4 protein-coding genes are annotated in these 18,248 nt (G+C 32.4%); 3 read left to right on the top strand and 1 reads right to left on the bottom strand.

The genetic code is table 11. The annotated features are described in order from the left end of the window. Positions 1–12 precede the first annotated feature (12 nt). On the top strand, positions 13–10,758 hold the full coding sequence (locus D6200_RS06665) for a LysM peptidoglycan-binding domain-containing protein (RefSeq protein WP_073184911.1): 10,746 nt from the start codon (positions 13–15) through the stop codon (positions 10,756–10,758). Positions 10,759–10,818: 60 nt separating this feature from the next. Here the strand turns inward: D6200_RS06665 and D6200_RS15265 are convergent, their stop codons facing one another. Next, positions 10,819–10,995, bottom strand: a complete 177-nt coding sequence (locus D6200_RS15265; RefSeq protein ID WP_159432126.1) for a hypothetical protein — start codon at positions 10,993–10,995, stop codon at positions 10,819–10,821. 271 nt (positions 10,996–11,266) lie between these two features. On the opposite strand from D6200_RS15265, the gene D6200_RS06660 reads away from it, so the two are divergent. Beyond that, positions 11,267–14,992: a two-component regulator propeller domain-containing protein gene (locus D6200_RS06660; protein WP_073184927.1), complete on the top strand. Its 3,726-nt coding sequence runs from the start codon at positions 11,267–11,269 to the stop codon at positions 14,990–14,992. A gap of 176 nt (positions 14,993–15,168) precedes the next feature. After that, positions 15,169–18,237, top strand: coding sequence for a SusC/RagA family TonB-linked outer membrane protein (locus tag D6200_RS06655; protein WP_073184910.1), 3,069 nt, complete (start codon positions 15,169–15,171; stop codon positions 18,235–18,237). Positions 18,238–18,248 lie beyond the last annotated feature (11 nt).

Genomic DNA, 18,248 nt, shown 5'->3' with positions numbered 1-18,248 from the left:
ACACCTCGTATTATGAGTCTTTATAATTTAACAACCACTTTTAGAGATCAGGCAGCTGCTAATAATGGAAATATCACTATTAATGCTGCTACTTTTTCTGCTTCTCAATTAACACCTCCAGAAAACTTAGATGAGTTATTGTCTAAAGGATATCAGTTAGCTGAAGGAACTTTTTTATTGATAGATACGTCAGAAACATCTATTCCAGATCCAGCAGGGAATACATTGACCATAAGTAATGCTAAAGCAAACATTTTAAATGTAGAAAAAACTAATACAGATGTTATTTTAAAGGTTGTTGTTGATGAGAAAGGAGAAGCTCAGTTTACTATACAAATCGCATTAAGTGATTGGACTTTTAAGACTAGTTGGGAATATATGACAGGAGGTGTTTTTGATGGGTTACCTTATACTTCACCATCTTTTATGTTTAGTACAGAACAAAAGGATAATTTTAAATGGCAAAATTCAGACATCCCTTTAGTTGAAGGGCAGAATTTCTCTGCTATGATAACTCTTACAGATTGGTTAGCTGATGTTGTTGATTTTTTAACATCATGGTCGGTAAGTACAAAACTTCCTTTAACAGGGATGTTAGATCCATCAAAAGTAGATAATAAGGAGTATTTATATCCAGATATGAATCTTATTGTACCTATAAATGCTACTCCTGTATCTCTTTTGTTTTTAGAAGTAAGTAACCCTGCTGTAGGTTTCAAGATAGAATCTGTAGAGGATGTTGTAGAAGAAGATTCAGAATCAACAACAGAAATAAGTCAAACCCCTTCTTTATTTTTTCAATTACAGTTGCATCTTGGGACAGATATTCAAATGGATTTCACTACTTCAGTTGCTCCAAAATCATCAGCTTTTGATATTGCAATATCGTCAGATCCTCAAAAACCACTTACGCCATTAAATATGTTCTCATTAATGGCTGGTAATAATTGGTTTAGTAATATTCCTCCAACATTGCAACAGTATTTAAATAGTATTGCATTCAAAGGGTTTACAACTTCCTTAAACTTTACTAATGGTGTACAAATAAATAGTGTTTCAGCACAAGTGGGGTCAGTTGGTACATGGAACCTCTTTGATAATTTTTCGGTTGAAGAGTTTGATGTAAATTGGTGGATATTAGGACCAGGAACAATCAATGCTCAGAGTATTTTTTTCACATCAAGAGTAAATTTTTTTCCAACCATATTCAAAGGAGGTTTTGATGTAGAAATTACTTCTGATCTTACTTTATCAGCAGCTTTTGATGGAACCGTTTCAATCAATGATTTATTAGCAGCCATAACAGGCGGTTTTATAAAAATACCAGAAAGTTTGGTAAGTGTAGTATTTACAGGGTTTGGTATTGATATGGATATCAATAGTAAATACTATGCATTTTTTGCATCAGGAGATATTGAAATGAACCTTATTACCAATATATCATTAACTGATGCAGCATTACAACTTACCTCTACTTCTCCAGTAACAGGAACAGGTTCAAATGTATATACAGCTGCTATTAGTGGTCTTTTTACTATAGGAGATTTAAGATTACAATCAGCAGTAAATTATAATTCTTCAACAGAAGATGGAGGGTGGGATTTAAGCATAAATATGCCTGCAGGTGACAAGTTAAACTTAGGGCAATTGATGGACGGTTTGTTTAAAAAAGTGGGCTTTGAGTTGCCCACTAGTTTTTTACCAGCAGATTTATCAATTACTAGTTTTGATTTAACCGCAGATATTCCAAATGGAGCAGAAAAAGGCTCTTATGAAGTTAAAACGAGTGTGGAGTGGAAGTTTACTTTCCCTATTATTAATCAGAAAATTGATATTGCAGCGGCGTTAGCCTTAAAATATGATGCAACCAAAGCAGCAGGAAAGCAATATTCTGGCGGTGTAATGGGAAGTGTTTTACTTGAATACTTTAATGCTGAAGTTAAAATTGGTTATAATTTTGATGGTGATGACCAATTATTAATGATTGAATGGGAAGGATTTATAGCGAAATATAATGTTGCAGGAGAAAGTAGAACGATCATTTTTGAGATTAAAAATTGGAGTGTAGGATCGTTACTTACCTCATTTATGAAAATGCTATTCGATCCTAACTTTGAATTAGATGCTCCTTGGGATATTCTCAATAAAATAAGTTTAGATGGATTTAAGGTTACTTATGATTTAGATACTAAGGAGGTAGTAGTAGATTATAAATTACCAAAAAGTCTTGATTTAATATTCATAACAATCAATGGTATTAAGCTAACAAAAAATGCACAAGGTGTTCAAATAGCATTTGATGGTAGTTCAGTAGTACCAGCTGTTAACGACAGTAATGTCTTTAACAAAGAAAAAGGACAAGATGTAAAAAATATGCCAGAGGTTCCTGGACAAGGAACGCAATATTTTGAGCTACGTTTATTAGCTATGGGGCAACATGTTGAGCTAAATAATGTAGCTCAATACCAATCAATAAAAGAAGTTACAGATGCTATGGAAAAAGCATTTGAAACTCCAGAAAAAGGCAAAGTACCTATTGGTCCTGGTTCAGGAAACTCGTTACTTTCATTTAATGAAAACTCCAATTGGTTAATAGGTGCCGATTTTGGAATCCTTAATGTTGGTACCAAAGAAAAACCAGTTTGGACATTAGAAATGCAAGCCGTATTCAATGACCCTAACTTATATGGTTTACGAATTGCCATGGCAGGTGATAAAGCTAAAATTTTTGCAGGCTTAGATTTTGAGATTATGTATAAAAAAATCTCAGATGGAGTAGGAGTATACCAAATAGCACTTACACTACCAGACGCCTTGAGATATTTGCAGTTCGGAGCAGTTAATATTACACTTCCTTCTATTGCATTAGCCATTTATACTAATGGTGATTTTATGGTAGATATAGGATTTCCGTATAAACTTGACTTTTCAAGATCTTTTACCTTACAGGCTATTGTACCACCAGGAATTCCAGCAATGGGATCAGGAGGTTTTTACTTCGGAAAACTGAGCAGTGCTACTACCAAAAAAGTACCACAAACTAATTATGGTAATTTTAATCCAGTAATTGTTTTTGGAATAGGTTTACAGGTAGGTGTTGGTTATAGTATTAATTACGGAGTATTAAAAGCTGGATTTAGCATTACAATTTTTGGTATTTTAGAAGGGGTAATTGCTACATATCATCCATATCAAGGAACTCTTCAAGAGAATAATAAGACAGAAGTCGAAACTTCTTATTACTATTGGTTACAAGGAACTCTTGGGTTAATTGGTAAATTATATGGTTCTTTAGATTTTGGAATTATTTCGGCATCTGTAAATATAACAGTAAAAGTATATGCACAAGCAACTTTAGAAGCTTATAACAAAATGCCTCTGGCTATTGTAGCTTCAGTAGATGTACAAGTTTCAGCAAAAATAAACTTAGGGTTATTCTCTATTAAAATTAACTTTAGCTTCAAGGCAGAAATACGAACAGATCTTACCATTGGTACAGATCAAACAAGTATGGCTCCATGGAACAGACAACTTTCAGATTCTGTTGATGACAGAGCTTTGGTATATGCAGCAAAATCAAGTCAATTGTCGGAGTTACCGATCAAAGACATGCATTACAGCTCTAAATTAGTGGTAAGTACAGAAGAAAAGTCACCTACTTTGAACATCTATTTTATTCCACACTTAACTGTTGCTGGATCAGAAAATGGGGATTTAAAGAATCAAACAGCTCAGTATGTAACTTCACTTTGGATTGATGCTCCTGATGCAGAAAACCCAGATAGTACAGTTACTTCATCGTTTGAATATTTAAGTCAAGACTTTTTTAGATGGTTAATACAAAACTATGCAGATGAAACAGCTACAGAAAGTACGAGAGCTACGGCAGACGAATTAGCAGTTTCTGCGGCCGATTTACAGCTATTACTAGCTCTGTTGTCAAATGAAGATACTCCATTACCAATTCCTACAGATAAACTATTATCATTCCTTGAAGATACATTTGAAGCAGTGAACATTCAAAACGTTACAGAAAGTTCAAAACCTGAAACAGCAGCCGTATTCCCAATGTTTTTCGATTTAGAATTATCTGTTCCAGATGCAGGAGTTGATGTTGATTTTAGTACATATAATATGGCAACAGATGCGTATTTATCTGAAGTTAAAAAATGGTTTAATGAATTAGCTGTAAAAGTATCTGAAGAAAATACGAACGCAGCTCTGAAAAAAAGTACCTCAGTAGAACATTCTTTATCAACATTTGTATTTGAAGACTACTTTGTACTTATAGGAAAACAACTTATAGGGTACGCAGAAGATGCATTAAAAAATTACACATATCCATTATCTAAAGGTAACAGTCTAAATGCCATGGCAAACTGGGCTAATGGTATAAGCACTTCTGATGGAACAACCAATGCTGTTGAGGTAAGTAACCTTTCTAAGGCCAACCAATCTCATCCTTTAAATGGTGGAATTGATATTCAAATTACAGGAGTAATGTACACTATTCTTGATGGTGACAATTTTGTTTCTATCGGAGCTAAATACGCCCTAGAAACAGCATTACTGATTACACAAAATGCAGCTATCCCAGGATTATTACAGGTTCAAGAAATTACGTATGAAGCTAAAACTTATACGGTAAAAGCAACTGATACTATTAACGAGGTGGCTACGGGATTGCAAACTACCGTAGCAGATTTAGCGAATGATTCAAGTTTCCAGAAAAATACACTTTTAACTACGGAAGCAAACTTGATTATTGCTGCTGCAAATTATACAGCAAAAAGCGAAGATACCTTTACTAGTATAGCTAGTACCACATTTAATAATATTTCAGTAGATGATTTATTATTACAAAACCAATCTGTTCCAGGACTATTTATATCAGGTGATTCATTTGTTTATGATAGTATTACCTATGAAATTGTACCTGGAGATACCCTAATAGGGATTGCAAAAAAACTAAGTACTCCTACTAATACAGTAACAGTAAATGATCTTGCTAATGATGCAAAAGTTCAATCATTGCAAGTACAACCATTAGGGGTATTATTAATTCAACCTTTCATTCACACAACTGCTACTTTTAGTAATCCAGATGATGCAGAAACTTTAGGTAAAATAGCTCAAAAATATAACACAACCTCTGAGGTTTTAGGAACAAATTATCATAACCAACAAATCAATAATTTATTTTATGATTCAGATAATTACAGTACAACAAACATACCAGAATTAAGATGCTTAGATGTACAAAGTATATTAGATTATTTCAAAGCAAAACAATCATATACACAATTATCAGGTATGGTATCGAGATACCAACTTCATGGAATGAGGTTGCCAACTACCTTACCAGGTTTAACACTCGATGCAAACTCTCCATGTACAGGTGATGATTGTGCATTATATCGATTAACAGGACAGCAATTTGAAATACCAAGTGACGTTAAAGAAGGGTTTACGATTAATTTAATCAACACTACATTAAGTTGGTTGCAATTTAACGGAGAAGTTCCTTCAGGAGATCCTAAAAAAGCGACACTACCAATACAGTTAACTCCAGAAGACATATCACAAATAGCTACTGTGGTTACTTATGCTCAACAAACAGGTATTGAGCCAAATATTTTAAAACTGGCAGCTATGAAGCCTTATAACTTAATTCCTGTTCAATATACATTTCAAACAGTTACCCAATGGAGTACCTCAGGAGAGGTAACCCTTCCTTATGGTAGTTTGGGAGGACAAACTGAAATATCTCCACTAATTTGGAATTTCCCATCAGGTCTTTTACAACAGATAGCCATACCTAAAAGAGCTGGTTCAGCTATGGATATTCAAATAGGAACATATAATGCCACAACTGGAGCAATGGATTATAAAAACTCTGAGTATTATGGATGGTCTACACTTTTAGAAATAGACATTAAAAAGCAGGCTGACGATACTGCTCCGGGTACAAGTACATTTACTTATGAGTTAATAGGAGCGAATGAATCAGGAACACAGATTTTAGAAAGATTATTAAGAGTTTTAGACCCTAATTCTTCTTCTAATAATCAAGGAGTAATTGAAGATATACAGTGGTTGTATGAAGGAAGTGATGGATTACTTTCTGTTGGAAATCTAAATATGAAAACATTTATAGTTCAATCTAACTTATCAACAGAAACAAATCCAGTACAATTAAAATCATTACAAAAAAGTCTTAAAATAGAAGAAGCTGAAAAACCTAATGGAGTTTTAAATTCATTATACGATTTTGTAAAACTGTTATGGGAGTGTAGTATTACAAGATCTGGAGGATACTATTTATTATATAACGAAATTGAAGGAAATACTGGTTTCCCTGATACTATTTTTGATAGTTCAGGAAATGGAACAATATCATTATTGGTTATTTATAGCAATTCATATAATAATATTCTTAAAGATTTTATGAACTGTGCTATAACGGGAGACAAAATTGATACGTCATCTTCTATCGTTTATGCAGAATCTAAAGCCCAAAAAGATTTAAGCTATACAACGACTTCAGCAAATGAAACGCTACAAAGCATTTCATCTCAATACAATATATTAATTAGCGAGCTCGCTAACCTTAATGAAACAGATGTGAAACTTAATACCTCAGCAAAACCAATTGTATTGGACGGATTGCAATATGAGGTTGGTCTTTCATCAGATACACCGTCTAATAACTTAACAGCCATAGCAGAATATTTTAATGTAAATCCAGATGATGTTAAGAGCCTTAATCCAAGTATTGACAATTGGGATAGTTTACCTGTGTGGCAATTGGTAGAAATACCTACAGTTACTTATAAAATAACAACAGGAGAAGGTACACCAGGTAATACGATGCAGAGCATTGCTAATTATTATTTTATTGATGTTGATACATTATCTTTTATAATTAAAGATGCAGCTGTTTTTAATGTCAATACAACATTTGCTATAGTTGATCAGGTAGTTCATAAAGTATCATCAATACAACAAGGCACAGCAGGTTTTGAGTTAAGTAGAACAAATCCGGGAACACCTCCAGATAATCCAAGTGATGCTGGATATGCAGAAACCTATTTGAATAACTTATACAATTTATTAAGCTACCAAGTAGTTGCTAACAGATATTTTAACAAAAGTATTGTAGGCTTACCTTCAGGTCCAGCAAATAATAAAGACCAAAACGAAGAGAATACTAATTCGCCTTGGACTTATAATCAAGTAATACCTATTGCACAGTATGCGGTTGATAACCCTAATAATTCTTACCCGGTAGGATTCCCTCAAAAAGAAGACAATCCATATAGAGGTATAGGTAACACATTACAAATACATTTTGATTGGGTTGATTATTACGGTAATGAAACGGTAACACCGTTTAGTAATCCAGAGTTGAATACAAAATCACCTCTTAATAATCCACCAGTGCAAGTAGGATACCTTGATGAATTAAAAGGGTTCTCGCAATGGCCAAGTTTGTTTATCACTTATGATGTAACCTTAGAAAATGATACAGACCGAGAATTGTTATTAAATTTCTCTTTTGATGTTACACGATACCTAAATACAGATGGTAAACCTTGCGTATCTGACCCTAATAATCCAGATGCACCAGAGTATCAAAAAAATGCATTACACGATTTAGCTGTATATACCAACATATACTATCAAATTAATCAATTTAATCCTTATGTAGAAGATCAAAATACGGTTACACTTTCATTAAGCACTTCATTGCTACCAGGAATTGAAACAGATGTAGACTTAGCACCAATCAATAATTTTGTAAAAGAAATTTACGCTTATTTATATGCTATTGCTTACTGTCAATCGGTTCCTACAGCTCCAACAATGAGTTCAATAAAACAACCAGTTGCAATAGAAAACTTGGAAACAGCTTCTATTTTTGAGTTAACAGTGGCATTACGTATGGAAAGAGATCTTTCTTTTGTTAACAACGATTTTAAAGATAGTCCATCGGTTACTTCAACTAATACAGTTGTTCAGCCAAATACCTATGTTCCTAATCTTGAACAAGAAAATAGTACAGACGAAAAAGTTCAAAACCATTCATTAACAGAATTTGCGGTCAATTTTGAAAAAACATTCTATCAAGAAAATGAATACGTACTTAAAATAGCTACAGGTATAGATAAAGAGTTGGTTAGAAGTCAGAAAAATGAAGCTATTTACATTGTAAGAATGGGGCTAAAACCAGGCAATGGTATTTATTGGAATGTTGAGCCAGCAGGTTCTTATGAACTTACAAACGATTCAATTTCTAAACTATCAAATCTAGGAGTTCCTAGTTCTGTAGTAGATAAGATTACTCCGTTAGTAGGAACTATATATATGAGTAAAGCTAGTTTTGATGAAGCGTTACAAGGAGTTCTTACCCAAGAAGAGTTTACCACATATAAGATACAGATCTATACTTATAGTTTATTAAATGCATCTTTTTATGCGCCTTTACCAATTTCTACTAGCTTAGTATCTAAAAAGGATGTTCCAATATGTTCTTATGTAACAGGTAAAGGGCTAGATTGTGAAAAAGGTACAGTAAAGAACTTTACGGATGTAGATATGGATATTTGGGGAAAACAATGTTTAGATGCAATTGACCTTTTCTTAAGTTCAGAATATGCAGTGCCAGCATTTTTGGTAGACGAATTAAAATCTGAAGAAGAAAAAGAGTTTTTAAAATCTTTAAATAGTGATGCTACATCTTACCTTGAAGCCATAACCAAAGCTAAATCATTACTGGCAGAAACTATTTCAACTAAGGTAGAGACAATTCTTACAGCACCAGAAGTAAATGAAACAAGAAAATTAAATGCTCAAGAAAAGTTTAAACAACAATTACTTATTCAGTTAGGAAATACTTATTCTGTTAATGCAGTGGTACAAATGGAAGTTACTGCCGAATCAGGAATAGCAAGAGAAGGTCAAAATCAGATAGCTCCTCGTTTATATGGTACTCCAAGTATTGTTAGTAGTACAGAAGGAGATAGTAAACTGTATTCAATTTCTAATGCCAAAATACAGTTAGATTACGAAGATGGAGAAAAAACATCTGATATATCTTTTATCTTTTCTACTAAAAACACAAAAGAGTTTACGACAGTGCCTTTAGGAATGGATTATCAAATTACCCATGTTGAATTTGATATTACAGAAGTGCCAGATGTAAAAGGATATCAAGCATCAAAATGGTTAACATTTATAGTGCCTGTTAATTTAGCTGAAACAGTAGAACCTGATTTTGATAAATCTCCATTACAGCAGTCTTTAGGTACTGTAGATATTCCTATAGTTCTTCGTAATTATCCAAAACCACCAACGTTAACAACTCAAGAAGGTAAAGCAGTGTCAGTAGTATGTGATACAACGAAAGAAGTTCTAGAGAAAGCTTCAGAATGGAATTTCACGTACACTTATTCTGAAGATCAAGCAGCACAAGACCAAATTTATTCTGATGTTAGGTTTAATACTTTTGATAGTCAGGATAATAACCTACAAGCTAAACGTGGTAGTACACGTAATCTATTCAACGATATGGCTCAAATGGTAAACGTATGGTCATCAGTATTAAATGATATGACTAAATATTTAACCCTAATATCTCCTACATCTGATGAGACTGATCCAAATCTTGACAAAGCATTTTATGCAATGCAAGCTATGGTGCAGTTAACTAATAATTTATCATTAGCTTGGGATGAACATAATAAAAAAGCAATGCTTTATAAAGCTTCTCAAGTGGGGGATACAGAAACTACAAGTGCTTATAATTTTACCATACAACAAAAAGAAGATCCACATTTTACTACTACTTGTGATTGCCAAGGAGGTGAAGAGTGTAAGCGTTTGGTAGTAAGTATAGTGCTTCCTCAAGATATGTCTGAAATAGACAAGCAGTTGTTTATGAATGAATTTAAGCTGGCGGAGATTCCTAGTGCTCCATTAATTAACATAAATAATTATACAAGAGTACAAGCAACGGATGAATCTGGAGCACCAATTGAAAATTCGTATTGGTACGTAAAAGACCCTAAAGCCAAGGTAAAGGAGTATTTAGGATATCCTTGTTCTTTTGAAATACCAAATAGAACAGTTGAGGTAAACGGACTAAATGTATTACAGTTCCAAAATACATGGGCAGGAATTGCAGTAATTAGAAATGAAGGATTGGTGGAAGACAACCCTACAAATCCTAAGTTTATTTACAGAACTCCTTTAATTAGATTTTCTAATAAACTAATACCGTTGTTAAGTAATAATACTAAAATTAATATAGCTAAAATCTTAGATGAGAATGGAAGCAGTATGTCTTTGTCAGAACATTTGGCAACATTCTTTAAAACATTCTTTACGTACGATCAATTACATCAACAAACAATTAAGGTAACAAGTTATTGGAATTACTATTTACAAGAAACAGCTAAAAGTGATTTACCACCGGTTCAATTACCAGTGTTATTATACACACCTTTTTCTTTTAAAATTCCAGAAGACTATACAATACCGACTGAAGGATGTTCAGAAGAAATTACTTCTGATACACCTTTTGTATGTCAGTTAGCAAAAGCACTAGAAAAATGGTATGAAGATAAAAAACCAACAACAACAGAAGCCTATTTTTCATTTGATTTGTCAGTATTCTCTGAAGTAACCGAAACTCAGCTACCACTAATACAATTATCAAATTTAGTATTACCTTATAAGTACATAAAAAACTTATAAGAAGAGTATTTTAAAAACATGTAGATAAAAGAAAAGCGGACGAAAGTCCGCTTTTAAAATTTAACAAAGCTCTTGTTTGCAATCATAAAAACAAGCACTAAACTCTTCTTTAGTCTGAAAGTTTTGAGATTTACAATAATCAAAGCACACTCTACATGTTGGTAATGCACCACCTAGAACAAGTTTTTGTTCTTTTTTTGTTAATGTCAATCCTAAGGTTGAAATGTGTTGTAACATAATTAGTTGTTTTAAATTTCTTAAAAATAGGATATTAGTACTCTTTAAACTTTTTAAAAACCGTAAAATAAGTAAGGCTTTCCCTTTTTTATATTTATATAAAAAAGGGCTAAAATTTAGTATTAATATAATTTATAATTAGTTAACAATCCTTAGTTATATAGTAGGTTGGAATATTAACATTTAGGTAATCAAAACTTAATTTTACTGTGGTTAATCTGTGTTTTCTCTAAAGTAGTTTTGTCGGTTATAAAAGATGAAATTGTTTGGTATGAGGTTGTTTTTTTTCTTTTTTTTAATTGTTACTACAAGTCTTAGTCAATCGTTAAAATTTAAAACATTAACTACAAAAGATGGACTCTCCAATAACTCAGTAAATGATATTATAAGTGATGTTAAAGGACGACTATGGATTGCCACTTGGGATGGACTTAATCGTTATGATGGTAAAGATTTTAAAGTTTTCAAACATATAAATAACGACTCAACTTCTCTTGCAGGGAATGTAATTTATAGTCTACAAAGAGATGGGACTAAAACAATTTGGTGTTTAACAGATAATAATACCGTAAGTAGGTTTGTAAATCAATCAATCTTTCAAAACTTTTATTTTTCTGAAACGCCTGTAAACCTAAAGCTATCAAAGAAAAATAACCTTGTAGTAGAAACTAAAAGCGGACAATATTTAGAGTTTGATGGAATGAGTTTCCTGAAGGTAAACGAAACACAAGTAAAAACAAACAAACAACTAATTAATGATCAATTATTACTTAACAAGTTTCCTGAAGTAATTATTAATGAATCTTATCAAGACAGAAAAGGAAATATATGGTATGCAACAAGAAAAAGTGGGCTTTATGTAATAAGAAATAATCAGGTAGATATTCACGAAACAAAAATAGAGCACTATACCTACGATTTATATAACCCTTACAGTTTTACAGGAAATGAAATTGAAAAAATTTATGAAGACAGCTTTGGTAACATCTGGTTAGGTCATAAAGATGGAGGATTAAGTATGGCTTACGTTGGGTCTGAACATATAAACACTATTGCTCCCCATCCTGTAGAATATAGGCATTTGCCTAATGAAACTGTAAGAGCTATAACAATGGACAACGATAATAATCTTTGGTTAGGTTATTATACCAAAGGATTATATAACTATAGTAAATCAGACAAATGTTTTATTAAAAAACGATTAGAGAAAGCAAAAGAAAATAAAGATTGGGAAAGAATACGTAGTTTATATACAGCTACAGACGGTTCTATTTGGGTTGGTACTTATGCAGGACTAATTCACATAAATAAAACAAAAGTGTCTTATTACGCAGCAAAAGAGAATCCTTTACTACCAGCAAATAGGATTTATGCAATGACAGAAACTAACGATGGTAGAATTTGGTTTGCTTGTTGGGGAGGAATTGCAGTGTTCAACACAAAAAAAAATAAGTTTGAAAATGTTGAAGGGAGCGAGTTTTTAAAAGCATATCATATTCGAGACGTTTTTGTTAATGGTGAAGAACTGGCTTTAGCAACAGAAAATAATGGAATGATCCTATTTAATAGGAATAATGGAGAAAAACATCACCTTACTACAGAAAATGGTTTAACAGGTAATAGTGTATATAGTATTGATAAAGATGAAGAAACAGGGTTGTATTGGATAGCAACTTTGGGGGGAGTAACAGTTTTTGATCGTAAAAAAGGAGTAGTAAAAACTATTTCAGAGAAAGAAAACTTACCAAGCCATATGGTTTACAGTGTAATTCTTAAAGGAAAACACATATGGGTGAGTACAACTAAAGGTCTTGCTTCAATAAATAGAAAAAACTATAAAGTAAATGTCTTACATCCAGAAGAAGGATGGCAAGCTCCAGAGTTTTCAGAAGGAGCTTATTATAAAGATAACAAGGGGGTGTTGTATTTTGGTGGTATTAATGGAGTTAATTACTTCGCTCCTGAATTAATAGAGTTTAATAAGAATCTCCCTCAATTAGTTGTAGAAATAGATGGGGTAGAAAATAATAATAATAATAATAATAATAGTGTAGTAGAAAAAACATTTTCAGAAAACAATATTAGCCTAGATATAACCCCTGTAGCCTACCGAAAAAATTATGAAAATTTAATTTTATATAAGTTAAGAGGCTTTGATAAAGATTGGAGAGTGTATAGAACAACCCCTATTTTATATAAGAAAATACCACCTGGAGAATATGTTTTAGAAGTGAAAAATAGTTTAAGTGCTTCTAAAACAAATATATTTTCTATAAAAATAATAATAGCCCCACCCTTTTATAAAACCTCTTGGTTTGCATGGAGTTTAGCATCAGGAGGGGTAATTATACTCATTTTAGGTTTAGGGTATAAAGTTCGTAAAGATAAAATTTACCAAGAAAAACTTAAACAAAAAATTAATGAACGAACAGCTATAATTAATAAGCAGAAGAAAGACTTAATAAAAGCTAATGTAAAGCTCGAAGATCAAAACCGAAAAATTATCAAACAAAAAGAAGAAGTACTGGCTTTACATCACAAATTAAAAAACGAAGATTTTGAAATAGATAAATTTAAAACGTTTGTATTGGCAGAGTTTAAAAAGCCATTAATGCAAATGCTACAATATAGTCAGCAAAATAACATTCCAAATGAAATACAAACAAAATTAGTTAGTCAAGCGAAAACCATGATAGATGTATTAACGGAGTGGGATTTTCTAGAGCAAGTAAACCGTATAAATACTACAGAAAAATCGGTAATAAAAATCAATACATTCTTACATCATTTAACCCAAAATTTAGAACGAAAATTACTACAATCAGGAATAAATCTTAGCTATCAAACCCAAGTAGAAGACAAGTGGATAACTATTGATTTACTTCGTTTTAAACTTTTTTATAAATATATTTTCAATGACTTTATAAAGTATAGTAATCAAGGTAGTAACATACAAATAACCTATACCGAAAAAGAAAACAAACTAATACTAAAAGTAAATTCTGATAGTGGTATTTTAGTTAATAATATAAAAAGTTTACAACGCTATAGTCCTTATTTTAAAGCAGCGAAAGATTTACTATTAGAATTAAATGGAAAGTTGGATATAAATAATTCTGAAGAAGGAATTATTTCAATAAAAGTAGAAGTACCCTTTCACAAAGTAACCTCAGAAAAAGCCTCAATGATACAGTGGAATCATATAGGGATGATAAATGAGCTCCCACAAGGCAAACATAAAGTGTTGGTATTGACTAGTGAAATGAACTATGGGATATTACAATCATTATTGGGAGAAGAAGCTTATCATTTAATATTTGAAAACAATGTAGATAAATTATTTTCAGCACTTTCAAGTCTCAATGTAGATACTATAGTATTTTATGATGTAAAACTTACAAATAAAGTAGTACAGTTCTTAGAAAACCGTAAAGAAAATATAAAACTATCTAACTGTCCTATATTATATCTATCAGAAGAAATTGGATACTTTCAAATGGAAGAAGTTACTAAATTAGGAATAGATGTTACCATTCAACTTCCAGTAAGTAAAACTTTTTTGCAAGCAAAGCTAACCAACTTACTAAGCAGCAGAAAAAAACTATTTGAAACAGAAAGTCACATCGGTTGGATTGAGAATCATAAAGACGAGCAATTACTATCACCAAACGAAAAGCTAGTAAAAAAGGCACTTACTTATATGCATGAGTGCTTGCACGATCATACTTTTAATATTGAAAGTCTTCAAGAAAAATTAGAAATATCTAAAGTAAAATGCTACCGTGTTTTTAAAGAAATACTCAAACAATCTCCTTCAGAAGTGTTAATTAACCTAAGACTTCAAAAAGCACAACACCTATTAGGTCAAAATGTATTAAACATTTCAGAAATTAGTTTTGAGTGCGGTTTTGCCAATCCAAAATATTTTAGCAGGCAATTTAAAAAGCATTTTAATATGAGTCCTAAAGCTTACAAAGAACAAAAAGTAGTAGTATAAAAGTTAGCTTCAGATTAGGCTAATGTTAGCAGAAGGTTACTGAAACAAAAGTGTAAGAATTAAGGTGTTTTTATGAGGCTTTTTGAAATATAAGTACTCCTTTTTGAAACCATTTGACCCTCTTTAAAAAGCATCTTGAAATAGATTCGTCTCAGAATCAAAACCTAAATTATCAAATGAAAAAACACTATTTATTTATATTGTTATTATGTTTCGGGGTAGTCTCCGGAACGGTAGCACAAACTATTTTAAAAGGTACCGTTGTGTCTAAAACAGACGGAGAACCCATTCCCGGAGCAACTGTTCTTATTAAAGAGCAAAGTAAGAATGGAGCAGCTACCGATTTTGATGGTAAGTTTACGCTAAGTGTAAATAAAGATCAAGGAACCTTAGTAGTTTCTTTTATAGGGTTTCAAACACTAGAACTTCCTTTTTCGGGAAGCCAAGAGTTTTCAATAGCACTTAATGAAGAGTCGAGCGTTTTAGATGAGGTAGTACTAATTGGTTATGGTAGTGCAAAAAAAGGAGATCTTACTTCAGCAATTTCAACAGTAGAAAACATAGAATCTATGTCTAGTAGGCCAGTATCTACGTTAAATGATTTTTTACAAGGAAGTGTATCTGGTGTAACTGTTTTACAACAAGGAGGAGATCCATCTGAAGACGGTAAAGTAGTAATTAGGGGGTACGGTTCTTTTGCGAATGAAGAACCTCTTACAGTTGTAGATGGTGTACCGTATTACGGGCCAGCAATTAATCCTAATGACATCGCATCGGTATCTATTTTAAAAGATGCAGCAGCTGCTGCAATATACGGAGCACAAGCAGCTTCTGGTGTTATTGTAATTGAAACTAAAAAAGGGAAAAAAGGAAAACCAAGAATTAGTTTTGACTTTTATAGCAGTGTGCAATCAGCAGCTAAATTACCTACGCCTTTAAATGCAAAGCAACAAGCAGATGTATACAATATGGCGGCAGATAATGCAGGTGCTCCAAGACAGTCTGCTCACGATGCAGAACAAAATCCATGGGGTCAAGTAACACGTACTAACTGGATGGATGCTATTTTTAGATCAGGAGCTATGTACAATACCAATATGAATATAAGTGGTGCTACTGATAAGATGAATTATATGACCTCTTTTGGTTATCATAAAAAAGAAGGATTATTACTAAATACCTATTCAGAACGTTTTTCTCTTAGAGTAAAAACAGACATACACCTTACAGATAATATTACTATAGGTGAAAATGTGTATTATTCAAGAAGTGAAGCAGTAGGTACAAACTCAACAAGTTCTTACTCAGGTAGTATTGTAAATGCATTATACATGCCGTCATCAGCACCAATACGTGATGCAAACGGAAATTTTAGTGGAGTAGTACCAGAAAATTTATCAAATTATGCAGGAGCTTACGGAGACGTATATAATCCTGTAGCCTTGTTGTTACGTCCAGATATTAGTAATCCTGTTAATTACTTAAACGCTAACGTATACCTTAACTACGACATTACGGACGAATTAAAGTTTAAAACGAGTTATAGCTATAGTACTACGGATACGAAATATAAAAAGTTTTCTCCAAAAATTCCTGAGTTAGGAAGAACGAATTTAAACAATTATTTATATCAGAGTTACTCAGATACTAAGCGTTGGGTATGGGATAATCAATTAAGCTATAAAAAGAGTTTTGGAAATCATAATTTAGATCTTACCGCTGTTTACTCGTCACAGTTTACCGATTACGAATACTATTTCCAGCAAGGAGAAGGATTTAGTAGTGAAGAACCTTTCAATCAATTCATGTCTAATGCATCAGTAATTAGAACTCCAGAGACAGATGTGTACGAGGATGCTTTAACTTCTGCAATAGGAAGGGTGCTATATAACTATAAAGGTAAGTATTTCTTATCAGGAAGTATTCGTAGAGATGAAACCTCACGTTTAGCTAAAGAAAATCAGGCAGATTATTTTCCATCAGCTTCAGCAGCATGGAAAATATCAGGAGAAGATTTCTTTAATATTGAAACTATTAATAATTTAAAAGTAAGAGCATCTTGGGGACAAATAGGAAATATAAACTCTGTAGGGTATTACTCTTTTGATGTTCCTTTAAACACCACAAATGTTATTTTAGGAGCAGATGGTTCTTTAGACGATAAAGGTACGTATGTAGGAAGACAATCAAACCCTAACCTTAAATGGGAAATTTCAGAATCTTTAGATTTTGGAATTGATATGAATTTATTCAACAATCGACTTTCTATTGTTGCCGATTATTTTGAGAAAACCACAAAAGGAATGATTATTCCTGGACTAGAAGATATTCACCAAGGAACGTCGGCTGCAGATGTAAATGGAGGAGAAGTTAAAAACACAGGATATGAATTTGCAGTTTCGTATAAAGATTATGTAGGAGACTTAAATTATAGTATTAGTGCAAACGCTAGTTTTCTTGATAATGAATTAATGAACCTTAATGGGTATAACAGTAGTGGAATTGATTATATAGCACACTCAGATAATGTTAGAAGCACATTATACCCATACAGATCTGTAGTAGGAAAAGAATTATACTCAACTTACTTAGTGCCTTACTTAGGAATTTTCCAATCACAAGAAGAAGTCAATGCACATAGTAAAGATGGGCAATTAATACAGCCTAACGCAGTACCGGGAGATTTTAAGTTTCAAGACACAAACAACGATGGTAAAATAGATAATAACGACCGTGTTTTTATGGATAGTTATTTACCAGAAGTAACCTATAACTTAGGATTAAATTTAGATTATAAAGGATTTGATTTAAATATGAACTTCCAAGGAGTAGGAGGTGTTAAAGTATTTAATGCATATAAGTTTACAGCTTTCAATGCTTCTCAACAAGGATATAATTTAGATAATGGTGTATTAAACGCTTGGACTCCTGAAAATACAAATACAAACATTCCGAGGTTGTCTACACAAGATAATAATCAAACGTACGGAACCACTTCAAGCTGGTACTTAGAAGACGCTTCCTACTTACGACTTAAAAACGTAACACTAGGTTATACAGTACCAACAAGTAAAATGAGTTCTGTATTAAGTCAATCATCATTAAGAATCTATGTTTCAGGAGAGAACCTGTTTACAATCACAAATTATAGTGGAATGGATCCTGAAGTAGGAGGTAAGGGATTAGATGTTGGAAGATATCCTTCAGCAAGAACTATCTCAGCAGGAATATCATTGTCATTATAACAAAATAAAAA

The sequence above is a fragment of the Tenacibaculum mesophilum genome, from assembly GCF_003867075.1.
GTDB classification, from domain to species: Bacteria; Bacteroidota; Bacteroidia; order Flavobacteriales; family Flavobacteriaceae; genus Polaribacter; species Polaribacter mesophilus.
Note: the sequence above shows the minus strand (reverse complement) of the source record. Positions and strands in the feature narration are given on the sequence as shown.